The sequence below is a fragment of the Halobacillus mangrovi genome, from assembly GCF_002097535.1.
GTDB lineage: Bacteria > Bacillota > Bacilli > Bacillales > Halobacillaceae > Halobacillus > Halobacillus mangrovi_A.
The window spans coordinates 3202501-3226213 of record NZ_CP020772.1 but is presented as its reverse complement, the minus strand read 5'-3'; the positions used below and the strand labels follow the sequence as shown (position 1 = coordinate 3226213).

The following is a 23713-nucleotide window of genomic DNA, read 5'->3' as shown; positions in this document are numbered from 1 at the left end:
GGGCGCTTCCATTTACCAGTAAAATGAAAACGTTTTATTTTTCTGAAAATTGGTTAAGGTTCGGGCAGCTGTTCTTTGTACACAATAAAAAAGGAGGAAATTTACATGTTCAAAAATGCTTTTGGTACTTTGCAAAAAGTCGGTAAAGCGCTAATGACTCCTGTTGCTCTTCTACCTGCAGCAGGTATTTTGCTAGCGTTCGGTACAAGCTTTGCCCAGGACAACTTTGTAGATAAAGTACCATTCTTCGGAACACCATGGGTTCAAACATTGCTCGAAGTAATGGCTGAAGCCGGTGGTATTGTATTTGCTAACTTGCCGTTACTATTTGCGGTGGGTGTAGCCATTGGACTTGCGAAAGGTGACGGTGTAGCAGGACTTGCAGCCATCATCGGTTACTTAATCATGAACGTCGTTATGGGGGTACTTGGTAATGTTACTCCTGAGATGACATCAGACCCGGCTTACGCTGAGGTCCTCGGTATTCCGACCTTACAGACCGGCGTATTTGGAGGTATCATCGTCGGTATATTAGCGGCGTCGCTGTACAACCGGTACTTTAATATTGAATTGCCGCAGTTCTTAGGATTCTTTGCTGGTAAACGTTTCGTACCTATCATCACAGCCTTCACTTCCCTTTTCTTGGGTATCATTATGCTGTGGGTATGGCCGTTTGCTCAAAACGGATTAAATGCTCTTTCTCACTTGATGCTTGAAGGGAATCAGACGATTTCAGCGTTCTTCTTCGGTGTAATCGAACGTTCCTTAATTCCATTTGGTCTGCACCACATTTTCTATTCTCCGTTCTGGTTTGAGTTCGGTTCCTACACGAATGCAGCGGGAGAAATTGTACGTGGTGACCAAACAATCTTCTTCGAACAGTTGAAAGACGGCGTAGAGTTTACTGCCGGTACATTTATGGTTGGTAAGTTCCCGTTCATGATGTTCGGACTCCCAGCTGCAGCACTGGCGATTTATCACACAGCTAAGCCTGAACGTAAGAAAGTTGTCGGCGGAATCATGCTATCTGCTGCTTTGACTTCTTTCTTGACTGGTATTACTGAGCCAATCGAATTCTCATTCCTATTCGTAGCTCCAGTACTATTCGGTATTCACGCTGTATTTGCCGGTTTCTCCTTCATGATCATGGAGATTCTAGGTGTTAAAATCGGACAAACTTTCTCTGGTGGTCTAATTGACTTCATTCTGTTCGGTGTTCTTCCTAACCGAACCGACTGGTGGTGGGTCATCATCGTTGGGCTATGTTTCTCAGTCATTTACTACTTCGGATTCCGTTGGGCGATTCTCAAGTTCAACCTGGCAACTCCAGGCCGTGAAGACGAAGCAGAGGATGCGGATGACGACGGAGAAGTCGGCGACCTTCCATTTGAAATCTTAGAGGCTATGGGTGGTAAAGAAAATATCAGCCACCTGGATGCATGTATTACACGTCTTCGTGTTTCTGTTAATGACAAAGGAAATGTGAATAAGAACCGTCTGAAAAAACTTGGGGCTTCTGGAGTTATGGAAGTCGGCAACAACATTCAGGCGATTTTCGGTCCAGTATCTGATAGCCTTCGCGGTCAAATGCAAGACATCATGGATGGAAAAACACCGCGCTCTCGTGATGATGTAGCTGAGATCAAGAATGATACGAAAGCAGCTGAAGCTCCAGTCACAAAAGGTGAGTTGAAGTTTGTTAGCCCGATTAAAGGTAAAGTATTGCCAATTACAGAAGTTCCTGACCAAGTGTTCTCTGGCAAAATGATGGGTGACGGCTTTGCAATTGAGCCTGAAGATGGTAAGATAGTTTCGCCGGTAAACGGTAAAGTGTTAAATGTCTTCCCTACGAAGCATGCCATCGGTCTTGAAGCCGAAAATGGAATGGAAATTCTTATCCATATCGGTATTGATACCGTAGGCTTGAAAGGGGAAGGATTTACGGCTATGATTTCAGAAGGGGACGAAGTGAAACAAGGACAAGCGTTAATGGAAGTAGATCTAGACTACGTCAAAGAAAATGCTCCATCGATCGTAACTCCGATTGTGTTCACGAACCTTGAAGAAGGACAAGCTGTAAACGTGAAAGCTTCTGGTAAAGTGAATCACAACGACCCAGATATAATTGAAATCACACAATAAAAGGAGAGTAATCAACATGGCAGAACAAACAATGAAAATCACTGCAGCTGACGGCGTACACGCTCGTCCAGCAACAGCGCTAGTACAAGTAGCAGGGAAATTCCAATCTGAGGTAAACCTTGAATATAACGGGAAATCCGTAAACATGAAGTCCATCATGGGCGTTATGTCTCTTGGTATCCCTAGCGGTGCAGAAGTTAAGTTCACTGCTGAAGGTTCTGACGAAGAAGAAGCAGTAGAAGCAGTTGTAGCGAAAGCAAAAGAAGAAAACCTTGGTGAGTAATTCACTTGAGAAAAAGCCGGCCCTCGTGGCCGGTTTTTTTGTTGGCTAGTACCTGACACTATAAAAAACGAAACCCAGGCTGAGTCTCATTCGTATTCCATTGGTAAGGAGGCATTCGTTTATGGATTGGATTCCTTTTGTAGTCGTACCTTTCGTGATTGGGGCAGTGGTCTTTGTTAAGATCAAGGATGTCAAAGACAAAAAGAAGAATCCACCTCGAAAATGGGAAGGAGAGCCAGCGTCAGCGAATGAGAAGCGGTGGCATGATGCTGAGAAGGAAGCGGCTCGCCGTGCAATATCCGGCGGAGGATCTGGAGATGTTTCTTAAAGGTGCGAATATTACACTTTCCGAAAAGTTATTGCAAGGAACGATACGGCTTAGAGAACATGAAAATAGGTTGGAGGTTTTCTAATGAACAGACCAACGAACCTGACAAAGTCACCCAAATGTGGTGGAACAGAACTTGGGGTAGGGAAGCATTCAGGATATGGAGTGATGATTCCAAAGAATAAGATGTGGAGCTTTGGATCAGAGATAGAATATATTCTTTGTACGGATTGTGGATTTATTATTGAAGGCTATGTGAAACATCCGGAAAAATTTAAAGGCACATCTAACGCGTAAGGAAAAACAAAAGAGTGCTTTTGCCATTTTTGCCATAAAAGGAAAGCTAATGGAGTCTGCGAAACACGCATACTATAGTCTCCATCCATCCTTTTTCTCTCTACTTTATCCTTGAATAAAAAAACAGACCAAAACCCAGGGCGGTTTGGTCTGTTTAATTTACGAAAAGACGAATTACTTATCGATATAAATTTCTTCTCTGCCATCGTCTTCGTTAATGATTTGTTCAGCTACAACCTCTGGACCTTTCAGCTTCTCAGGATTGGACACATGATCTGTTTCACTCCAGAATGGAGTATTCATACCACCCATGTAGACGGCTGTCGCAGTGACGTTCTCGTCTTCCCATTCTTTATGGAGGCTTGCAGTGAAACCTTTAACGGCAAACTTACTGGCACAATAGACGCTTTCATTTTTCTTGCCACGCAGTCCGGCTGTAGAAATGATGTTCAATACTCTGCCTTGTGTTTCTTTCAACTTAGGGAAAGCTTTTTGTGTAGTAAGAACCGTTCCTTTTACATTTGTATTTAACATGGCATCGATGTCTTCAATTGTGTAGCTTGAAAGTTCTCCAAATACCCCTAAGCCTGCATTGTTGATCAAAACGTCCAGGGAGTCGATTTGACGAAGAGCTTCTTCGACTGAAGAGGGTTCTGTAACATCACACACAACGACTTCTGCTTGGCCGCCTTTGGCTTTAATTTCGTCCTGAACGACCAGGAGGTTATCTTCCGTTCGGCCTGATAAGTAAATCGTGTGTCCATTCTCTGCATATTTGTGGGCAAGCGCACGTCCTAGTCCCGTGCCTGCTCCTGTAATCCATACATTGCTCATATGATTGATCCGCTCCTTATGTAATCTTGTGGGTTACCATATTCATTGTGCAAAAACCCTGATAAAATGTAAAGAAAGGTACAGTATTTTATTACATTTGCAGGAGGAACATAATGGAACGTCGTTATAGTGATTATACGTATGAAGAATTAAGGCAAGAAGTAGCTGAACTTACAGAAAAAGCCAGAAAGGCCGAGCAAATGGGAATGGTAAACGAGTATGCCGTCCATGAGAGGAAAATTATCATGGCGAAGTCTTATATGATGAACCCGCAAGAGTTTTCGGCAGGTGAGACGTATCAAATCGAGGGGGACCCTGCACATACGTTTTATATTGAGTATATGAATGGTGTGTTTGCGTGGGGATACCGTCAAAATGACCGGAAGGAAAAAGTTACAGAAGAAAAAGAAGAAGCCCTTCCCATCTCGATGTTAGGTCAACAAGTAAAATAGCTGTACGCGAAAGAATCGCGCACAGCTCAGAATTAATAATGGTTCTTTTTGGCTTGAACCTCGGTGATTTTGTCCGCTTGGGTCGGCTCTGTTTCACCATTAACCCTTTTGCTTAAATGCTTCGCACCACGGCGAGCTTTAAAAGGGTTTGCCCTGTTGTTGAAGCTTTTATTTCCCACGATGATACCTCCCAACCTGGTTGATATCGCGTTCGCGGGACCTGGCAGCTTTTTCTTGAGGTTTACTATTGATCGTCCCATTTGGCCTTAAGGCTAAATATTCGCTTTGATCAGCGGGGGCATGGGACATCTTTATATTAGGGAAATTCTTTGCTTTGTTACGCATGGAAAACCCTCCTCACGTCTCTTTTGTGGAGACAAGATTAGTTTGTGTCACTAGCGAGAAAGTATGTGATACAATGCGTATGTAATGATTGGCAGACACGAGGTGACAGCAATGGATGAAATTTTTGAACGTTTAGCTGAACGTTTATATGAAAAGAGCGGTAGGCTGACAATTGATGAAGCAAGAACCTGGGTCGAGCTTCTTTGGGAGGATTTTGAGTCCACAAGGGCGAAGGCCGGTTACGATTATAAAGGGAAGCAAATGACAGAGCAGATTGTTTCTCAATGGATTGAGCATTATGGTCCGAGATTACATGAGTATGTAGCCACAAATCCGAAGTTTAAAGAAATGCTTAAGCGAAAAGGCTATGAACATTAAAAGAATAAGCCGTGTTGCTACGTGGCAGCACGGCTTGTTATTTGTAGTAAGATTAGCTTTTTGATTCAGTCATGGGGCTGAGCTTATTTTGAAGTTTTTCTTCTGTAAACACCCAGCCTGTATAAGAGTTTAGGATTTCTAAATTTTCTTCTCCATGTTCATCATCGATTTGAGCTATAGCTACAAAAGGATAACGGCCTTGAGAACGATAGCGCAGATCAATAAACCGGACTTCGGTGTATTCATCATGATAGCTCATCTCATAGCGATACACAGGAGAAAAGGATAGAAAAGCTTTAATATTATGATCTGTCAGCGCTTTTTTAACGACGGGATCTCGATAATCGATCGGTTTATTGACGAACTCATCGAGAATGGTCATGTGCCCGTTTTCCGCACGCCCTACGTAATAGTGAGTAGGAGTCGTAATCGCGATTTTCCAAATGTTCTGCTGAATCGTTGGAGAAGTTGCAATTTGTTCCACATTATCAAAATGCTCATGAATTAAGCGTACAAGCTCTCGCTTATCGAAATACCTTTTGACGTAGTATAAGGCGATTACAAAATAGATCAAGAGCCACATCAATCCAGGCGAAGCTCCAAGGTTCCAGGCGACAATACCTGCAATATGAAGGGCGAAAATGTAGGGGTCGAATGTATTGATAAATCCGTAAGCAACCCAGCGGTGGGAAAACGGCCGGTACGCCTGGGTCCCGTACGCATTAAAAATATCAACAAACACATGTAAGATGACGGCCAAAAATGTCCACAACCAAAGGTGCAAGAAACTGACCTCTGGAGAGAATAAGTAAATGAGACTTGGGATGCTGATTCCCCAAAGGGCCACGGCAGGTACAGAATGAGTGATTCCCCTGTGGTGACGTATATAAACAGCGTTGTTTTTTAATTTAAGTACGGTGTCACAGTCAGGGGCTTGAGAGCCGACGATGGTACCGATTAATACAGCATTGAACAACGCAGGATCTGCTTGAACAGCAGGATCCAGGGTGGCGAGTCCGCCAAGTGCTACTCCCATAACGACGTGTGTGCCAGTATCCATTTTCTTTCCTCCTTTGGCCAGACCGTACAATAGTAGTTTATCACGAAGGATGATTTTGCATGAGAAAAAAAGATCAAGTTGAACATATTTTACAAGGTTTTAACCCTTCGTTGTTCAGAGAGCGTCTGATTGATTGGTTTAAAAAGGAACAACGGATTTTACCATGGAGAGAAAATCAAGATCCTTATCGGGTCTGGGTATCAGAAATTATGCTCCAACAGACTAGAGTTGATACCGTCATTCCTTATTTTAATAACTTTCTTAATAAATTCCCTACTTTAGAGGCATTGGCTGAAGCAGACGAGCAAGAGGTGCTGAAAGCGTGGGAAGGCTTAGGATACTATTCCCGAGCTCGAAATCTGCAAAACGCTGTCCGTGAAGTTGTGGAGGAATATGGGGGAGTCGTGCCAAAGGATCCAGCCGAATTAGGAAAACTGAAAGGGGTTGGCCCTTATACAAAAGGAGCCATTATCAGTATTGCTTATGATACAGCCGAACCTGCTGTAGACGGAAATGTCATGCGAGTCTTATCGAGAATCCTTCATGTGGAAGAAGACATTGCCAAGCAGAGTACGAGAAAGTTGTTTGAAGAGCTAGTCCGTGAACTGATCTCCCAGGAAGATCCATCTTCCTTTAATCAAGGATTGATGGAGTTGGGCGCACTGATTTGTACACCCAAGACCCCATCCTGCATGCTTTGTCCTATCCAGGAGCAGTGCCTGGCCTTTGACAAAGGAATTGAAACAGAGCTTCCTATAAAATCATCAAAGAAGAAACAGAAGAAGGTTCCTTATATGCTTCTTCTTATTCAAAATGAAGAGGGGGAAGTGTTAGTCGAACAAAGGCCTTCTCAAGGTTTGCTTGCTTCTTTATGGCAATTCCCGATGGTACCCCTATCGGATTTAGACCAGGAAGCCGTCAAACATTGGTTTTACGGAGAATATGGTCTTCATATTGAACTTAAGGATTCTGTTGATCAAATTAAACATGTCTTTTCACATCTCATTTGGGAAATGGAAGTCGTCAAAGCAAGAGTGGTCGGCGGGAAACTCGACAGAGAACGCTGCCGCTTCGTCGATTTAAAGGAAATGAATGACTTGCCATTTCCGGTTTCACATCAAAAAGCTCATAAATATATTAGTCAATAACAGGATGAGTGCCGTGGGTCCAAGTCGCTTCTTTTTCTTCTAAGCCTCCACGGCGCTTTATTTCGTTATTGATTTCTCTCAACATGGTAACTCCCTCTGCATTCAAGTAAGGAGCTGTCTGGGATAATGCATAGTGGAAATATCCGAGCTCTTTGTCTTGCCATGTCTGTTTAGACTCCATCGTCAGTTGTGACAAATCTCTTCCTACATACATAAAGATCCCTCCTCATTCATTACTTTTTGTTTTTCTGACAATCCCATACCCGTCAATTAAAGGAATCCCATAGCCTTCATTTGTAACATAAATGTAATATCTTACAAGTGTTCATTATAATGTGTCGTATGAGCTAGAAATTCGAAGAAATTGTAGTCTTTTGTAGAAAAAATGGAAAATTTACAAAATGATGGGGTTTATGAATAATTGGAAATAGTTACATTTATCTAGTTGATTTTATTCTGCACAGGAGAAGGGATTGTTTTGATGAACAAAAAGAAGTTGGCAACAGCTGTTTGCGGTACATTATTAGCTACTTCGGTCTTTGGGTCTAGTGTTTTGGCCGAACAGACGTACAAAGTTTCGTCTGGCGACACGCTTTGGGGAATCAGTACAAAGCATAGTACGACAGTATCCAAGCTTAAATCGTGGAACAATCTGAACTCTAATTTGATTTTTATTGGACAACAATTGATTGTCAGTAAAAGTTCTGCACCCTCAAGTCCAGATCAACCTTCAACCCCAGATGATACAGCCCCTCCAGCTCATACATACACAGTGAAATACGGAGATACTCTTTGGGGAATAGCAACAAAGAACGGTGTGACGGTCAGTGCTCTTAAATCAAAAAATAACTTGGCAGGAAACACGATTTTCCCAGGCCAGCGTTTGACCATTTCTGGAAAAACCTCTTCAACTCAGCCAGCTCCTTCAGAAAATCCACCGCCTTCCCATTCAGGCGTTTCTAGTTCGGCTCTTATCAAAGAAGCGAAGCAGCACATGGGCTCACCTTACCAATGGGCTGGCTCGACACCAGCTGGGTTCGATTGCAGCGGGTATTTAAAATATGTTTTCGCTCAGCTAGACGAATACATTCCACGTACTGTTGCCGCGATCTATGCGTTTGATGGCTTTAATGCGGTTAGTGATTCTAATCGAAAACCAGGTGATGTGGTGTTTTTTGAAACCTATAAACCAGGAGCCTCTCATGCAGGCATCTACTTAGGAAACAACCAGTTCATTCACAGCGGTTCTTCAAGCGGTGTCACTATCAGTTCTATGAGCAGCAGTTATTGGAGTAAACGTTATGTCGGAACAAAACGCTATGTGAATTAACCTGGAATGAAAGGAACTCCTATTTACAAGTGATAGGGGTGCCTTTTTGGTTCCTTTAAGAAAATGTAAATGGAAAAATTTTTGTTTGAAATTTGGAATGAAATGATATCAACCTGTACACAATAATTTTTGCGGAGGTGATAATCATGGCTAAGCAACCGAAACAAAACAAAACAGCTGCTGGTACAGACAAACAACACGTGAAACAAAAAAACCAACAAGCTGCTCAACAAGGTCAGCAAAACCAATATGGTGCTGAATTTGCATCTCAAACTGATGCTCAGCAAGTGCGTCAGCAAAACCAACAATCTCAGGCTAAGAAAAAATAACCTGAATTGATGGTGTGGCTTGTCCAGGCTGTTTCATTAGCCTGTATCAATCCCCCGAATGAGAGAAGCCGTCCTATGTGGGCGGCTTCTTTTTATACATAGACCAATCTCAATTGTTTTTCTTTCGTTACAAATGTCGTTATAATAGACAGAAGGCATGAAACGGAAATATAGGGAAGGGGGGAGACCATGCCCGGCCCGGAAGCAGGAAAAGCCATCGAAATTCAAAGCTACAAACATAATGGACAATTGCACCGCGTGTGGGACAGCACGACAGTACTCAAAGGCACACGCCACGTTATCATCGGGGCAAATGATCGCACCGTCGTTACAGAAAGTGATGGGCGGAGATGGGTTACCCGTGAACCAGCGATTTGTTATTTTCATTCCAGGCATTGGTTCAATATTATTGGAATGTTAAGAAATGACGGAGTTTATTACTATTGTAATATTAGTTCGCCGTTCATCTATGAAGATGAATCCATTAAATATATCGATTATGACCTTGATGTGAAAGTTTATCCAGACATGACCTATAAATTGTTAGATGAAGATGAATATGAAATTCATAAACGAAAAATGAATTATCCGCATGTACTTGATCGTATTCTATATAATAATATCGATACGTTGGTTCGGTGGGTGCGTCAGCGAAAAGGACCCTTTTCGCCTGAATTCATCGACCAATGGTACGAACGCTATTTAACCTACAGATAAAAATCTTGAGGCTGCGCACTTTATCATTAAGTGCGCTTACTTCTTGTTCTAAATGATGTAGTAGAAAGAAGGTGTTTTGAATTGGATAGTATCAAACGGTATTTACACTTTGTACAGCCATACAAAGGTAAAATCATTATTACCGTTCTAATTGGTGTGCTAAAATTTTCTATTCCATTACTGATGCCGTTAATCATTAAATATGTCATTGATGATATTATCAATGCAGACATGGCTCAGTCAGAAAAATTTGATCAGCTTCTCCTTATCATGGGCGGGGCATTCTTTGTATTTTTGATTCTAAGACCACCAATTGAATATGCGAGACAATATTTAGCCCAATGGATCGGCAGCCACATTTTATATGATATTCGTGAGAAATTATTCGATCATATCCAGCGGTTGAGTTTACGCTTTTATTCAAAATCAAAAACAGGGGAAATCATTTCCCGCGTCATTCACGATGTTGAACAGACCAAGACTTTCGTCATTACAGGACTGATGAACATATGGCTTGATATGATTACAATCGTAATTGCTATTATAATTATGCTGACGATGGATCCGTGGCTGACACTTGTCTCGATTGCTTTATTCCCGTTTTACGGTTTTGCAGTAAAATTCTTTTACGCAAGACTACGCAGGTTAACAAGGGATCGATCTCAGGCGCTGGCTCAAGTGCAAGGACACCTCCATGAGCGCGTTCAAGGTGTACCTGTCATAAGGAGTTTTGCTCTTGAGGACCATGAGCAAAAGCAATTTGATGTGCAAAATAAGAACTTTTTAGATAAAGCTATTACCCATACGAATTGGAATGCTTACACGTATTCAGTCACTAACACGATTACGGACCTTGCACCTTTACTCGTTGTCACCTTTGCAGGCTATCAAGTAATCACAGGTTCTCTCACCGTAGGTACGATGATGGCTTTTGTAGGCTACATGGATCGAGTATATAACCCGCTTCGCAGGCTGGTAAACTCAGCCACGGTCCTCACTCAGTCGATTGCATCCATGGACAGGGTATTTGAATTCGTTGATGAAGAATACGATATCGTGGACAAACCAGGAGCTAAGAAAATGACAAATGTCCATGGTGACGTCTCCATTGAAAATGTGTCCTTTAAATACGACGAAGACGAACCACTCGTTCTGAACAATGTCAGCTTGGACGTGAAAAAAGGAGAGACGATTGCATTTGTTGGGATGAGTGGAGGAGGAAAATCCACATTGATCAGTTTGATCCCGCGTTTCTATGACGTGACCAACGGCCGCATCTTGATCGATGGTACCGACATCCGGGATTTTGAAGCACGTACGGTCAGAGATAATATCGGAATGGTCTTGCAGGACAATATTTTGTTCAGTGAATCGATTGCGATGAACATCAGAATGGGAAACCCGGATGCTACGGATGAAGAAATGATTGAAGCAGCCAAAGCGGCTAATGCTCATGAATTTATCATGAACTTACCGAATGGATATAACACGCTCGTAGGGGAACGTGGCGTCAAGCTTTCAGGTGGGCAGAAGCAGCGTGTAGCGATCGCACGTGTCTTTTTGAAAAACCCGCCATTGCTCGTGCTAGATGAAGCGACATCTGCGTTGGACCTGGAAAGTGAAAGTTTAATCCAGGGAGCCCTTGAACGCCTTGCTTCAAATCGGACAACGTTCATTGTAGCCCATAGGCTCTCAACCATTACGCATGCCGATCGGATTGTTTTAATCGAAAACGGAGAGATTGTTGAAGTTGGTCCACATGATGAGTTAATGGAGCGCCGGGGCCATTATTATGACTTGTATCAGGTGCAGCAATTAGATGATAAAAATAAAGAATATATGGAAACGTAAAAGAAGCGGCTGTTGTCTTAGCAACAGCCGCTTCTTTCTATTTATCCGTTGTTTGGATGTAATCATCCTGGTGGCGACTCTGATAACTTTTTAATAATCGTTTCAATTTTTCTAACTGATAGTGGTATTCCATCAGTTGAGAAGCCAAAGGCAGGAAAACGAGTTTATCAGGGTTGTTGCTTTCTTCATACACATGCATCAGGCGCTCCACTAAAAGAGGGATATCCGGCTCTTCAATTTTACGTAGCGATTGTTTGTGCGTATTTTTAATCCTGCCTTTTAGACTTAATACCAATTTTTCATGAGCATTGATCAATTTATCCAGTTCATTGACAAGGGCTTCCTGGAAATCTTCAGGGATTTGTTCTATTTTACTATCCAACCGATGAAAAGCTTTCAATACATCAAACGACTTTTTCGTGGTCGTAATCAATTGTCTGAAGAGAACCATCTTGCGCCCTTTGGAAAAACGTGAGCCTTTCAAGTAAGTCCGTTCTTCTGAGTAGAGCAAGTAGGTGTGATCCACCCAGCGCATATCATCCTGAAGGCGAGTAATTTCATATTTTAAAGCAGGTTCATCTGAAAGCTGCCTAGTCGTAACACGAAGCCACTGAAGGATATCAGTAGTTGCCAAATCAATTTTCTTAAATAGCCGCGTTTCATATCGGGGAGGAAGAAACACGAGATTGACGATAAACGCAGCTAAAATACCTAAAATCATGGAAGTGAAACGGGAAAATGCGAAAAACATAAACGTCTGATCGGTCGAATCCATCAGAGCGATAACAGCAACGACAGCAAGAGCAATCGTATTTTCGTTCATCTTCATGCTGGTAGTCAGCCCAATGACGATAATGATCGCAAATCCAACAACAAAAGGATCGTTGCCTAACGTAAATACTGCAACAACAGCAATAATTGCCCCAATAAAGTTTCCTTGCAACTGTTCAATAATGGATTGATAAGAACGGTAAATAGACGGCTGAATGGAAAAGACGACGGCAATCGCTGCTAATAAAGGAGATATGAACCCAAATAAGTTCCCAATATAAAGAGCGATTCCGACAGCTAAGCCAGTCTTCATCATACGTGCGCCGAGTTTCATAACAAAATCATCCTTCTACTTTTAAGCTCAATGAAAATAGTATAACTCATCAATTGCCTCTATGGTATCAGGCTTGTGGCAAATTTGGTAACTTATTGCTATTGAGAGCAAAAAAATAGACCTATGCGCCATTCGCATAAGCCTTAAAGGGGATCCAGTGGAACTGAATCCTATGAAAAGGGAAAGAAATGAAACAAAGATCATAATTCGTGGGAATTTTCAGAATTATGTGTATATAATAGCATCCAATTGGAATTTTATCAATGCTATTTTGCGAAAAAATCATAAAAATTTTGATTGGATTATTCGAAAGGAATTGCTACTATATAAATTTCATAATTTCCTTAACATTGAGGCTTAGTTTCGAGGATATCTTGGGTCCTTTACGATAAAAGGGAGAGGGTTGACTTGAAACGACTCCCTTTCCTGTGGGGGAACTGGCAAGCCTCCTCAGTCGCTAGCTCCTTGTGGGGTCTTGCCTAGCCCCTTCTCCCGCGGGAGTATCGCCGTTTACAAGTCAACCCATCTATTTTGTTATGAAAGTCCCCAGCTCTGATCTCTGAATAAGACGCTGGTGTTCATTAGCATTTATCATATTCCTGTCACTTAAACGAGAGATAGAAGTATGCTATTTTCTGGACTCCGCGGAAAGCGAACTATTTCCCCGACTTCCTTGTTTTATCTATGACAACGAAAACATCCCCATGCAGTTATTAATTTGAATCATCGCAATAGCGATCAACAAAACTTTTAGGAACTAAAAAACACCCCAGGAATATGCCTGGGGTGAAAGGGGGATTAGTCATTTGCCATTGTGCGGAAAGCTTTTTCTACTGCTTCGAGCGTTTCGTCAATATCCTGGTCTGTATGTGCGGTAGTCAGGAACCATGCTTCATACTTAGAAGGAGCAAGGTTAACCCCCTCTGCAAGCATCAGTTTAAAGAATCTCGCAAATTGCTCTCCATTTGTGTTTTCCGCCTGCTCATAATTTTCAACTTTCTCATCCGTAAAGTAAACGGTCAGTGCCCCTTTTAGACGATTAATTTGAATTTGGATTCCATAGGTGTGGGCATGTTCAAGGATTCCTTCTTCAAGACGCTGTCCCAGGCGGTCCATTTCTTCATATACGCCTTCTTGCTGCAAGACTTCAAGACAAGCAATTCCAGCAGACATGGATGCCGGGTTGCCCGCCATTGTTCCAGCCTGATAAGCAGGTCCGAGTGGTGCAACCTGTTCCATGATTTCAGCTCGACCGCCGTAAGCGCCGATCGGCAGACCGCCTCCGATAATTTTACCCATAGCGGTCATATCTGGTTCAATGTTTAATAACTGCTGAGCACTGCCGTATGTAAAGCGGAATGCTGTAATGACCTCATCATAAATGACAAGAGCTCCTGCTTTATGCGTAAGATGGTTAACTTCCTCTAGGAAACCTTGCTTCGGTTCAACGATCCCGAAGTTTCCTACGATAGGTTCAACAAGTACGCCGGCAATTTCGTCTCCGTATTTTTCAAGCGCCTGTTTAAATGGCTCAATGTCGTTGAATGGTACAGTAATCACATCTTGAGCAATGGATGCAGGTACACCAGCAGAGTCCGGTGTGCCGAGCGTAGAAGGTCCAGATCCTGCAGCGACAAGAACTAAATCCGAATGCCCATGATAACAGCCGGCAAACTTAATGATTTTATTTCTTCCTGTATAAGCACGCGCTACTCGGATCGTCGTCATGACAGCTTCTGTTCCGGAGTTGACGAAGCGCACTTTATCTAGAGAAGGAATCGCATCTTTCAGCATTTTCGCAAAGCGATTTTCAAGTACGGTCGGTGTACCATAAAGAACGCCATTTTGCGCTGCTTTAGTGATTGCCTCCGTAATGTGAGGATGGGCATGTCCAGTAATAATCGGACCGTATGCTCCTAAATAATCAACGTAGCGGTTGCCATCAACATCGTAAAAGTGTGACCCTTCTGCGCGGTCCATATAAATGGGTGTGCCGCCGCCTACACCTTTATAAGCGCGGGAAGGGGAATTGACACCGCCGACAATGTGATCGGTTGCTTCTTTATATAAGTGTTCTGATTTAGTGAAGTTCAATATAAATACCTCCTTGTACAATGGTTCCTTAATCATTGTAGCATGCTTGTCTATTTACTTATTAGTTTAAAACCCTTCTCTTGCTGAGAAGGGTTTTTGCTCGTTGTTCCTGTATCCTAGAATACTTAACGTTCACCGTTCATCTTCATGAGGAAAAAGCACCTCTGAGCTCATTACCTAAAGGTAAAGCGGTGCATCAGCTGTGAGTGTTTATTTTAGTATAGAAAAGCTGCACCAACGATGATTAGAAGGATGAAAAGAACAACGATTAGCGCAAAGCCTCCACCGTATCCGTAACCCATTCACAATTCCCCCTTTCCAATGTTTACTGTATCTTATGCGCGGACCCATAAAGTGGGATGTGCATTCGCCCGTTTTTAACATCCGTTGGGAAAAACAACTACCTCAGGTCATCCAGATTCTGGATGACCTGAGGACCCATAACCTGGAAATTAGGTATATTCTCTAGAAATCCTTCATATGTAGTCAGTAGGACAACCCTGTTTTTCTGTGAAGGGAGTTTACCTAAATTATGTTCACTATTTTTATTACTAGTTTATGTCTCATCCTTATTGCTGCCAGCTTAAGGCAAATTTTTAATTCGTTGGAACATGATCATAAAATTTTTTCTTTTCAAGTGTTTTTATCCATTCTTTTGTTATATATGATCATCATGACTGGATTTGGAATGATTTATCTCTGCTTCATCACTCAGGGGATCCCCGTATATATGGATTCTTCCCATACGCAGCCCCTCCCATGGATGGAAGAGATGGGGAGGAGTATGTATTTTAGCGGGATGACGCTGTTCACGGTCGGATATGGGGATATGATTCCGATTGGAGCTGGGAGGTGGATCGTCATTTTAGAAGCGATGGTAGGCTATTCTCTTCCTGCTGCTTTAGTAATTAAAGTATGGCAAAATGTTCATCACGGGGAACGTTGATATTGGATGTTTACGGATAGATAAGGTACCCTAATGGTAGAAACTTTTTTAGGAGGCTCATATATGACAGTCGAAAAAGGTAAACAAGCACCACAATTCACACTACCTGCAAATAACGGGGAAACGGTATCCTTATCTGACTATAAGGGGAAAAACGTTGTTCTTTATTTCTATCCGAAAGATATGACTCCTGGCTGCACGACAGAAGCTTGTGATTTCCGCGATCATCACGAAAGCTTCGCTGATTTGGATGCAGTTATCTTGGGAGTAAGCCCGGACCCGGTAGAATCTCATAAAAAGTTCATCGACAAACATGACCTGCCATTCTTGCTGCTTGCGGATGAAGATCACGAAGTAGCCGAAGAGTACGGCGTTTGGAAGCTTAAGAAAAACTTTGGCAAAGAGTACTATGGTATTGAGCGCTCAACCTTCATTATTGATAAAGAAGGGAACCTTGCTGAAGAATATCGAAAAGTAAAAGTGAAAGGTCACGTAGAATCTGCACTTGAATACATCCGTGAAAATCTTCAATAAACCTTAAACAAAACCATGGCCCTAAAAGGCCGTGGTTTTTTCTATGCTTAGATCTTTTTCTCAGCCGCTCTAAGGCGGGTGATTCTTTCGTTATTTTTGTATCTATTCTCTAAAACAATTACTATAGAAGAAAGAACAGGGAGGAGGGGTTCGATGAAAGTCGTTTCAGCAATCAAACGCGTGCCGGAATCGATCAAGAATCATTTCGATCAGCAATTTAAACAAGTCGAGTTCATATTTTGTCATGGCATTGAAGAAGCTGAGCCATACTTGAGCGAGGCTGATATATTTGTTACATATGGAGAGGACTTAAATCCAGAACGTATAGAAAAAGCCCGTCAATTAAAATGGATCATGGTGTTGTCAGCAGGGATGGATAAGATGCCTTTTCGTGAGATCCACAAAAGGGACATTCTCGTCACGAATGTAAGAGGCATCCACGCCCAGCCGATGGCAGAATATGCGATCTCGATGCTTCTCCAAGTATCCAGGAAAGCAAAGACATTAATTGAACAAGAAAACAAACACGTCTGGAATCGTCGTCCTGTTATGAATGAAGTCAGCGGGAGAACAATGGTGCTTCTGGGTACTGGAGCAATATCTCAGGAAACCGCCCGACTTGCTCAGGCGTTTCGGATGAAGACCATCGGGGTATCAAGGTCAGGAGAGAATAAAGACCATTTTGATGAAACATACAGAGTAGACCAACTCAACCAGGTGCTACCCCAAGCTGATTTTATCGTTGCCGCACTTCCAAGTACGAAAGAAACGCAATACTTATTGAAGAACGAACATTTCCAAGCGATGCCGGAGCATGCTGTCTTTCTAAATATGGGACGAGGTGATCTGGTTTCAACGGATGTAATTATGGAAGCTGTAAAAGAAAGGTATATCGACCATGCCGTATTGGATGTATTTGAAGAGGAGCCTTTGCCTGAAGACCATCCATTATGGAATGAGGAAAACGTCACGGTCACTCCTCATATTTCAGGAATCTCTCCCTTTTATATGCCGAGAGCATTTGATCGATTCGGAGAAAATTTGCACCTATACTTAGAAGGTAAGGAAGAAATGCATAATAAAATTGATCCGAAACGGGGGTATTAATGTGCGTATCTATACAAGATCAGGAGATAAAGGAAAAACTTCATTGATATACGGTGACCGCGTGGCTAAAAATGATATCCGAGTGGAAGCATACGGGACGTGCGATGAGGCGAACTCAGCTATCGGTCTTGCTTTAAGTCATTTAACACGGGAAGACTGGACCGACAAAGACCATTTTCTTGCCGTCATGCAAAAAATCCAAACCATCCTTTTTCACGTTGGAGCGGAGCTTGCTACACCTAAAGGGAAAGATGTCCAGTGGCGTTTGAAAAAAGAGCACATTGATGATTTAGAAAAGAACATCGATCAGCTCGATCAGGAGCTTACACCTCTCAAAAACTTCATCTTGCCTTCAGGCCATGAAGCATCAGCCGGACTTCACCTGGCCCGCACAGTAGTAAGAAGAGCAGAGAGAACAGCTGTTGCTTTAGAGGATGAGCTGGATAATCCATTAGTCGTTTCTTATCTGAATCGTCTATCTGATTTCTTATTTGTAGCGGCCAGATACGTCAATAAGCATGTTGGTGGTAAAGAGACTCTTCTTGACCCTGATGTGTAAGCTGTATCATCCATTGGAAAGTAGGTCAGCCTCATTATTGACAATATATTTAAAATAGGGTTACACTAATTATAAGGATTCTAATTTAATAATATTATAAATCAAGAATCAGTTTATGAAAGCGAGGTGCATGACTGTGTCTGATCATCGACTCCAGGAAGCCATTGACACGTTAAAAGGTTCAGGTGTTCGAATCACACCACAGCGTCATGCGGTGCTTGAATACCTGCTGAATTCTATGACTCACCCAACAGCTGATGAGATTTACAAAGCATTAGAAAGTAAATTTCCTAACATGAGTGTCGCAACGGTTTACAACAATCTCCGTGTATTCCGTGAGATTGGTCTGGTCCGAGAACTCACCTATGGAGATTCATCAAGCCGCTTTGATTGCAACACCACAGACCACTATCACATTATTTGTGAATCATGCGGTAAAATTGTTGACTTTCACTACCCTAGTCTCAACGAAGTTGAATCATTAGCTGAACAGGTGACTGGATTTAACGTAAGTCATCATCGCATGGAAGTCTATGGAACATGTTCAAATTGTCAATCAGAAAATACTCACTAAACTGAAAGCATCTCGCTTTCAGTTTTTTTATATGTAAAAAGGGTCCACCAATATTGGCGGACCCTTTTCTATCATTAAGATTGCTCCTGCGCTTTTTTCTTTCTCAACCGTTTCGAATTGTACTTTTCATCGAATTCTTTACCCTCGAGTGTCTTGTCCAACGTGAGCGGCTGGTTGCAGTGCATACACGCATCTACGCGTCCGAGCATCTTCGTCGGTTTTTCGCATGAAGGGCAGACAATTTGAATCGTCCTGGTGGAAAGCATGCCGATCCAAAAGTAAACTACGGTACTCAGCCCGACAAAACCCATCCCAAGAATCATAAATAGGGCCATCAACCAAGTCGTTTCTTTGAATATTAGTCCGATATACATAACGCCGATGCCGCCAAATATCAACCAGAAAGCAAAGGAACGAATTTTGTTGATCTTGCTGCTGTATTTTAAAGCCACTTCGTTTCCCTCCTTAGTATCTACAAGGTAGTATAGCATATTTTCCCTGTACGAATATATTTTGAAAAAAGGAATTTTAAAAAAAGTATCGAATAAAAACAGAGAACTGAAATAGAATGTGGGGGACCTAGTATGGAAGATGTATTACGCCCGATTTATCAAGAAAGGGCAAGTCAAAGCAATACATTAGGCATTTTAATATTAGAAAAGAATAAACCCATCAGCCCGGTGACGGACAACTTTGATGTGATTCTATTTATCATTGTCCGCGATCCTGAAGAGACCTGGTACGTGAAACATTACGAATTCGATAACAAATCAGCAGCCATGCATATCGTAGATGAGGATTTATTACAGCATTGGATTGATACAAGTTCTTACCGCCGAGCAGTGGAATGGGTGATCAACGGTTCCGTCATCTATGAACGGAATGATTATGTAACAGAGCTTAAAGAACATTTGCGTGAATTCCCGCAAGAAAATCGCGATTTGAAAAAAGTTATTGAATTCGCGAAACTGATTCGAAGCTATAGTGAATCAAAGAACCTCTATGATTCAGAACAATACTTGGATTCCTTCAGTCAAATGGTGCGTTCTCTTCATTACTTGGCCCGTCTTTCGATTATCGAAAAAGGATTTCATCCAGAAGTGACGGTGTGGAACCAAGTAAGAAGGATTGAGCCGGAAATTTATAAGCTCTATCAAGAATTAATTGAAAGTGGAGAACCAACCGATAAACGAATCCAGTTGATGATCATAGCTGTTGAGCATTCAATCAGCAAACGATCGCGTACAAGTGCACGCCATTTACTTCAGTTAATGAGCGAGCGAGAGGAACCATGGTCGTTCGGAGAGTTGAAAGTACACCCTGAGATTCAGGAGTATATATTAGATCTTTCTTCTATGATTGAGTATCTGGTGGACAATCAGATCATAGAAGTTGTTCTTCAGGAAACTAAAGGACCAAGTATATTCCATAGAACATACAAACCGAAAGTAACCCTATAACTTCCTTTATCCCTTTTTCTTAATCAATTAAGAGAAAGGGTTTTTTTCATGAAAAAGTTATTGACGTTCTATTGAAGTGCATGCTATATTATTATTTGTCGCTTCACAAGAGCGGTGAGCGAAACAGCTTACAAAAAACGCTGAAAAGTTGTTGACAGCAACGCTCAGCCGTGTTAAATTGTTATTTGTCGCTTCAAAGAAAGCGGGTTTAACAAAAGCAGCTTACAAAACTTCATGCGAAAAAAGTTATTGACACATAACAACTTAACATGATATATTAGTAAGCGTCGCTTCAAGAGGGAAACGACAGAGTCGAGAACGGCTCACAAAAAAATCATGAAAAAGTTGTTGACTTAAACAACCAGCCATGATAGAATAGTTAAGTCGCTGTTTTGAACGGCGCACCAAACATTTTGATCTTTGAAAACTGAACGAACCAACCAGTACGTCAACATTTTCTTCTTATTAAAGAAGAAAAACAAACAAGCACATTCGGTGTGCAAATGAGCAAGTCAAACTTTACTTTTTATGGAGAGTTTGATCCTGGCTCAGGACGAACGCTGGCGGCGTGCCTAATACATGCAAGTCGAGCGCGGGAAGCGAGCTGACCCCCTTCGGGGGTGACGCTCGTGGAACGAGCGGCGGACGGGTGAGTAACACGTGGGCAACCTGCCTGTAAGACCGGAATAACCCCGGGAAACCGGGGCTAATGCCGGGTAACACTTTCTTCCGCATGGAGGAGAGTTGAAAGATGGCTTTTAGCTATCACTTACAGATGGGCCCGCGGCGCATTAGCTAGTTGGTGAGGTAACGGCTCACCAAGGCGACGATGCGTAGCCGACCTGAGAGGGTGATCGGCCACACTGGGACTGAGACACGGCCCAGACTCCTACGGGAGGCAGCAGTAGGGAATCTTCCGCAATGGACGAAAGTCTGACGGAGCAACGCCGCGTGAACGATGAAGGTCTTCGGATCGTAAAGTTCTGTTGTTAGGGAAGAACAAGTACCGTGCGAATAGAGCGGTACCTTGACGGTACCTAACGAGGAAGCCCCGGCTAACTACGTGCCAGCAGCCGCGGTAATACGTAGGGGGCAAGCGTTGTCCGGAATTATTGGGCGTAAAGCGCGCGCAGGCGGTTTCTTAAGTCTGATGTGAAAGCCCACGGCTCAACCGTGGAGGGTCATTGGAAACTGGGGAACTTGAGGACAGAAGAGGAGAGTGGAATTCCACGTGTAGCGGTGAAATGCGTAGATATGTGGAGGAACACCAGTGGCGAAGGCGACTCTCTGGTCTGTCTCTGACGCTGAGGTGCGAAAGCGTGGGTAGCAAACAGGATTAGATACCCTGGTAGTCCACGCCGTAAACGATGAGTGCTAGGTGTTAGGGGGCTTCCACCCCTTAGTGCTGAAGTTAACGCATTAAGCACTCCGCCTGGGGAGTACGGCCGCAAGGCTGAAACTCAAAGGAATTGACGGGGGCCCGCACAAGCGGTGGAGCATGTGGTTTAATTCGAAGCAACGCGAAGAACCTTACCAGGTCTTGACATCCTTGGACCTCCCTAGAGATAGGGATTTCCCTTCGGGGACCAAGTGACAGGTGGTGCATGGTTGTCGTCAGCTCGTGTCGTGAGATGTTGGGTTAAGTCCCGCAACGAGCGCAACCCCTAATCTTAGTTGCCAGCATTCAGTTGGGCACTCTAAGGTGACTGCCGGTGACAAACCGGAGGAAGGCGGGGATGACGTCAAATCATCATGCCCCTTATGACCTGGGCTACACACGTGCTACAATGGATGGTACAAAGGGCAGCGAAGCCGCGAGGTGTAGCAAATCCCATAAAACCATTCTCAGTTCGGATTGCAGGCTGCAACTCGCCTGCATGAAGCCGGAATCGCTAGTAATCGCGGATCAGCATGCCGCGGTGAATACGTTCCCGGGCCTTGTACACACCGCCCGTCACACCACGAGAGTTGGCAACACCCGAAGTCGGTGAGGTAACCATTTGGAGCCAGCCGCCGAAGGTGGGGCCAATGATTGGGGTGAAGTCGTAACAAGGTAGCCGTATCGGAAGGTGCGGCTGGATCACCTCCTTTCTAAGGATAGAAACGGAAACGTACATGGTTGGTTGTTCAGTTTTGAGAGATCAAAGGATCTTTCAATGTGAACCTTGAAAACTGGATAAGACATGATCAGGCATTATCTTTCGATAATCCTGATGATGACAAGACATCAAACATCAATTGAAACAACGTCTTTTCACAAGATAGTTAAGTGAATAAGGGCGCACGGTGGATGCCTTGGTACTAGGAGCCGATGAAGGACGGGACTAACACCGAAATGCTTCGACGAGCCGTAAGTAGGCTTTGACTCGGAGATTTCCGAATGGGGAAACCCACTGTTCGTAATGGAACAGTGTCCTATACTGAATCCATAGGTATAGGACGGCACACCCGGGGAACTGAAACATCTCAGTACCCGGAGGAAGAGAAAGCAAACGCGATTTCCCAAGTAGCGGCGAGCGAAACGGAAACAGCCCAAACCAGAGAGCTTGCTCTCTGGGGTTGTAGGACACTCCATTGGAGTTACCAAGAAGGAAGGTAGACGAATCGAGCTGGAAAGCTCAGCCATAGAGGGTAACAGCCCTGTAGTCAAAACCTTCCTTCCTCCGGAGTGGATCCTGAGTACGGCGGAACACGAGGAATTCCGTCGGAATCCGGGAGGACCATCTCCCAAGGCTAAATACTCCCTAGTAACCGATAGTGAACCAGTACCGTGAGGGAAAGGTGAAAAGCACCCCGGAAGGGGAGTGAAAGAGAACCTGAAACCGTGTGCCTACAAGTAGTCGGAGCCCGTTTATGGGTGACGGCGTGCCTTTTGTAGAATGAACCGGCGAGTTACGACCGTATGCGAGGTTAAGCCGCAGAAGCGGAGCCGCAGCGAAAGCGAGTCTGAATAGGGCGAGTGAGTATGCGGTCGTAGACCCGAAACCGTGTGATCTACCCATGTCCAGGATGAAGGTCAGGTAACACTGACTGGAGGTCCGAACCCACGTAAGTTGAAAATTACGGGGATGAGGTGTGGGTAGGGGTGAAATGCCAATCGAACACGGAGATAGCTGGTTCTCTCCGAAATAGCTTTAGGGCTAGCCTCAGGATAGAAAGTCATGGAGGTAGAGCACTGATTGGACGAGGGGCCCCTATCGGGTTACCGAATTCAGTCAAACTCCGAATGCCATCGACTTTGTCCTGGGAGTCAGACCGTGGGTGATAAGGTTCATGGTCGAAAGGGAAACAGCCCAGACCGCCAGCTAAGGTCCCCAAGTGTGTGTTAAGTGGAAAAGGATGTGGAGTTGCTTAGACAACCAGGATGTTGGCTTAGAAGCAGCCATCATTGAAAGAGTGCGTAATAGCTCACTGGTCGAGTGACTCTGCGCCGAAAATGTACCGGGGCTAAACACACCACCGAAGCTGCGGATTGATCTTACGATCAGTGGTAGGAGAGCGTTCTAAGGGCCGTGAAGTCAGACCGTAAGGACTGGTGGAGCGCTTAGAAGTGAGAATGCCGGTATGAGTAGCGAAAAAAGAGTGAGAATCTCTTTCACCGAAAGTCTAAGGTTTCCTGAGGAAGGCTCGTCCTCTCAGGGTTAGTCGGGACCTAAGCCGAGGCCGAAAGGCGTAGGCGATGGACAACAGGTTGATATTCCTGTACCACCTCCTTTCCGTTTGAACGACGGGGGGACGCAGGAGGATAAGGAGAGCGCGCCATTGGATGAGCGCGTCCAAGCAGTGAGACGGTCGGATAGGCAAATCCGTCCGGCAACGTCAAGCTGTGATGGGGAGGGA

At 43.6% G+C, this 23713-nt stretch carries 26 protein-coding genes and 2 rRNA genes (1 of these 28 cut by a window edge); 19 read left to right on the top strand and 9 right to left on the bottom strand.

The window, feature by feature from the left end:
- The first annotated feature begins 105 nt into the window (after window positions 1–105).
- The 4 genes from ptsG (at window position 106) to HM131_RS16120 (ending at window position 3050) form a co-directional block, all read left to right on the top strand.
- Window positions 106–2142: a glucose-specific PTS transporter subunit IIBC gene (gene ptsG, locus HM131_RS16135; protein WP_085030729.1), complete on the top strand. Its 2037-nt coding sequence runs from the start codon at window positions 106–108 to the stop codon at window positions 2140–2142.
- Between the two features lie 16 nt (window positions 2143–2158).
- On the top strand, window positions 2159–2425 hold the full coding sequence (locus HM131_RS16130; RefSeq protein WP_085030728.1) for a phosphocarrier protein HPr: 267 nt from the start codon (window positions 2159–2161) through the stop codon (window positions 2423–2425).
- A 121-nt stretch (window positions 2426–2546) separates the two neighbouring features.
- Window positions 2547–2753 carry a hypothetical protein gene (locus HM131_RS16125; protein WP_085030727.1) on the top strand — a complete coding sequence of 69 codons (207 nt, stop codon included), beginning with the start codon at window positions 2547–2549 and terminating at the stop codon, window positions 2751–2753.
- Between the two features lie 84 nt (window positions 2754–2837).
- On the top strand, window positions 2838–3050 hold the full coding sequence (locus HM131_RS16120) for a transcription initiation factor TFIIIB (protein ID WP_085030726.1): 213 nt from the start codon (window positions 2838–2840) through the stop codon (window positions 3048–3050).
- Between the two features lie 174 nt (window positions 3051–3224).
- Here HM131_RS16120 and HM131_RS16115 read toward each other — a convergent pair whose 3' ends face one another.
- Window positions 3225–3884: an SDR family NAD(P)-dependent oxidoreductase gene (locus HM131_RS16115; RefSeq protein ID WP_085030725.1), complete on the bottom strand. Its 660-nt coding sequence runs from the start codon at window positions 3882–3884 to the stop codon at window positions 3225–3227.
- A gap of 113 nt (window positions 3885–3997) precedes the next feature.
- Here HM131_RS16115 and HM131_RS16110 point away from each other — a divergent pair, with 113 nt between their 5' ends.
- Window positions 3998–4336, top strand: coding sequence for a YfhH family protein (locus HM131_RS16110; protein WP_198162651.1), 339 nt, complete (start codon window positions 3998–4000; stop codon window positions 4334–4336).
- 32 nt (window positions 4337–4368) lie between these two features.
- Here the strand turns inward: HM131_RS16110 and HM131_RS20790 are convergent, their stop codons facing one another.
- Both HM131_RS20790 and sspK read right to left on the bottom strand, forming a co-directional pair.
- Window positions 4369–4515, bottom strand: coding sequence for a YpzG family protein (locus HM131_RS20790; RefSeq protein WP_156112634.1), 147 nt, complete (start codon window positions 4513–4515; stop codon window positions 4369–4371).
- Window positions 4505–4681, bottom strand: coding sequence for a small acid-soluble spore protein K (gene sspK / locus HM131_RS16105; RefSeq protein ID WP_085030723.1), 177 nt, complete (start codon window positions 4679–4681; stop codon window positions 4505–4507). The genes HM131_RS20790 and sspK overlap by 11 nt, the downstream gene beginning before the upstream one ends.
- A 111-nt stretch (window positions 4682–4792) precedes the next feature.
- Between sspK and HM131_RS16100 the strand changes: the two genes are divergently transcribed.
- Window positions 4793–5059, top strand: a complete 267-nt coding sequence (locus HM131_RS16100) for a YfhJ family protein (protein ID WP_085030722.1) — start codon at window positions 4793–4795, stop codon at window positions 5057–5059.
- Window positions 5060–5111: 52 nt separating this feature from the next.
- Here the strand turns inward: HM131_RS16100 and HM131_RS16095 are convergent, their stop codons facing one another.
- Complete coding sequence (locus tag HM131_RS16095; protein ID WP_085030721.1) at window positions 5112–6119, bottom strand: metal-dependent hydrolase; 1008 nt, start codon at window positions 6117–6119, stop codon at window positions 5112–5114.
- Between the two features lie 59 nt (window positions 6120–6178).
- Between HM131_RS16095 and mutY the strand changes: the two genes are divergently transcribed.
- The gene (mutY, locus tag HM131_RS16090; RefSeq protein ID WP_085030720.1) at window positions 6179–7267 is read left to right on the top strand and encodes an A/G-specific adenine glycosylase; all 1089 of its coding nucleotides are present in this window, start codon (window positions 6179–6181) and stop codon (window positions 7265–7267) included.
- Here mutY and HM131_RS16085 read toward each other — a convergent pair.
- A complete protein-coding gene (locus HM131_RS16085; protein WP_085030719.1) occupies window positions 7257–7481 on the bottom strand; it encodes a cytosolic protein in 225 nt (74 codons plus the stop codon). The genes mutY and HM131_RS16085 overlap by 11 nt on opposite strands.
- A gap of 267 nt (window positions 7482–7748) precedes the next feature.
- Between HM131_RS16085 and HM131_RS16080 the strand changes: the two genes are divergently transcribed.
- The 4 genes from HM131_RS16080 to HM131_RS16065 all read left to right on the top strand — a co-directional run bounded on the left by HM131_RS16080 (window position 7749) and on the right by HM131_RS16065 (window position 11494).
- Window positions 7749–8597, top strand: a complete 849-nt coding sequence (locus tag HM131_RS16080; RefSeq protein WP_085032061.1) for a C40 family peptidase — start codon at window positions 7749–7751, stop codon at window positions 8595–8597.
- A 146-nt stretch (window positions 8598–8743) separates the two neighbouring features.
- Entirely contained in the window at window positions 8744–8926 is a 183-nt protein-coding gene (locus HM131_RS16075; protein ID WP_085030718.1) for a gamma-type small acid-soluble spore protein, read from the top strand.
- Between the two features lie 189 nt (window positions 8927–9115).
- Complete coding sequence (gene ntdP, locus HM131_RS16070) at window positions 9116–9643, top strand: nucleoside tri-diphosphate phosphatase (protein ID WP_085030717.1); 528 nt, start codon at window positions 9116–9118, stop codon at window positions 9641–9643.
- A gap of 81 nt (window positions 9644–9724) precedes the next feature.
- Window positions 9725–11494, top strand: a complete 1770-nt coding sequence (locus HM131_RS16065) for an ABC transporter ATP-binding protein (protein ID WP_085030716.1) — start codon at window positions 9725–9727, stop codon at window positions 11492–11494.
- Between the two features lie 37 nt (window positions 11495–11531).
- Here HM131_RS16065 and HM131_RS16060 read toward each other — a convergent pair whose 3' ends face one another.
- The 3 genes from HM131_RS16060 to HM131_RS16045 all read right to left on the bottom strand — a co-directional run bounded on the left by HM131_RS16060 (window position 11532) and on the right by HM131_RS16045 (window position 14995).
- On the bottom strand, window positions 11532–12599 hold the full coding sequence (locus HM131_RS16060) for an FUSC family protein (protein ID WP_085030715.1): 1068 nt from the start codon (window positions 12597–12599) through the stop codon (window positions 11532–11534).
- Window positions 12600–13397: 798 nt separating this feature from the next.
- Window positions 13398–14729 carry a glutamate-1-semialdehyde 2,1-aminomutase gene (locus tag HM131_RS16050; protein WP_085030713.1) on the bottom strand — a complete coding sequence of 444 codons (1332 nt, stop codon included), beginning with the start codon at window positions 14727–14729 and terminating at the stop codon, window positions 13398–13400.
- A 179-nt stretch (window positions 14730–14908) separates the two neighbouring features.
- Window positions 14909–14995, bottom strand: a complete 87-nt coding sequence (locus tag HM131_RS16045; RefSeq protein WP_085030712.1) for a YjcZ family sporulation protein — start codon at window positions 14993–14995, stop codon at window positions 14909–14911.
- 230 nt (window positions 14996–15225) lie between these two features.
- Between HM131_RS16045 and HM131_RS16040 the strand changes: the two genes are divergently transcribed.
- The 5 genes from HM131_RS16040 (at window position 15226) to perR (ending at window position 18413) form a co-directional block, all read left to right on the top strand.
- Window positions 15226–15639 carry a potassium channel family protein gene (locus tag HM131_RS16040; RefSeq protein ID WP_085030711.1) on the top strand — a complete coding sequence of 138 codons (414 nt, stop codon included), beginning with the start codon at window positions 15226–15228 and terminating at the stop codon, window positions 15637–15639.
- A gap of 63 nt (window positions 15640–15702) precedes the next feature.
- The gene (bcp, locus tag HM131_RS16035; RefSeq protein WP_085030710.1) at window positions 15703–16173 is read left to right on the top strand and encodes a thioredoxin-dependent thiol peroxidase; all 471 of its coding nucleotides are present in this window, start codon (window positions 15703–15705) and stop codon (window positions 16171–16173) included.
- A gap of 153 nt (window positions 16174–16326) precedes the next feature.
- Window positions 16327–17280, top strand: a complete 954-nt coding sequence (locus tag HM131_RS16030; protein WP_085030709.1) for a D-2-hydroxyacid dehydrogenase — start codon at window positions 16327–16329, stop codon at window positions 17278–17280.
- 1 nt (window position 17281) lies between these two features.
- Complete coding sequence (locus HM131_RS16025) at window positions 17282–17839, top strand: cob(I)yrinic acid a,c-diamide adenosyltransferase (protein ID WP_085030708.1); 558 nt, start codon at window positions 17282–17284, stop codon at window positions 17837–17839.
- A 130-nt stretch (window positions 17840–17969) separates the two neighbouring features.
- The gene (perR, locus tag HM131_RS16020) at window positions 17970–18413 is read left to right on the top strand and encodes a peroxide-responsive transcriptional repressor PerR (RefSeq protein ID WP_085032059.1); all 444 of its coding nucleotides are present in this window, start codon (window positions 17970–17972) and stop codon (window positions 18411–18413) included.
- A gap of 74 nt (window positions 18414–18487) precedes the next feature.
- Here the strand turns inward: perR and HM131_RS16015 are convergent, their stop codons facing one another.
- Window positions 18488–18904 (bottom strand): YgzB family protein, encoded by a 417-nt coding sequence (locus HM131_RS16015; protein ID WP_085030707.1) that lies wholly within the window; start codon window positions 18902–18904, stop codon window positions 18488–18490.
- Between the two features lie 93 nt (window positions 18905–18997).
- Here HM131_RS16015 and HM131_RS16010 point away from each other — a divergent pair, with 93 nt between their 5' ends.
- The 3 genes from HM131_RS16010 to HM131_RS16000 all read left to right on the top strand — a co-directional run.
- Window positions 18998–19873, top strand: a complete 876-nt coding sequence (locus HM131_RS16010; RefSeq protein ID WP_085030706.1) for a nucleotidyltransferase-like protein — start codon at window positions 18998–19000, stop codon at window positions 19871–19873.
- Window positions 19874–20398: 525 nt separating this feature from the next.
- A 16S ribosomal RNA gene (locus HM131_RS16005) occupies window positions 20399–21964 on the top strand.
- A 172-nt stretch (window positions 21965–22136) separates the two neighbouring features.
- A 23S ribosomal RNA gene (locus HM131_RS16000) occupies window positions 22137–23713 on the top strand (it continues 1339 nt past the right edge of the window).
- Together the 16S and 23S rRNA genes form the textbook arrangement of a ribosomal RNA operon.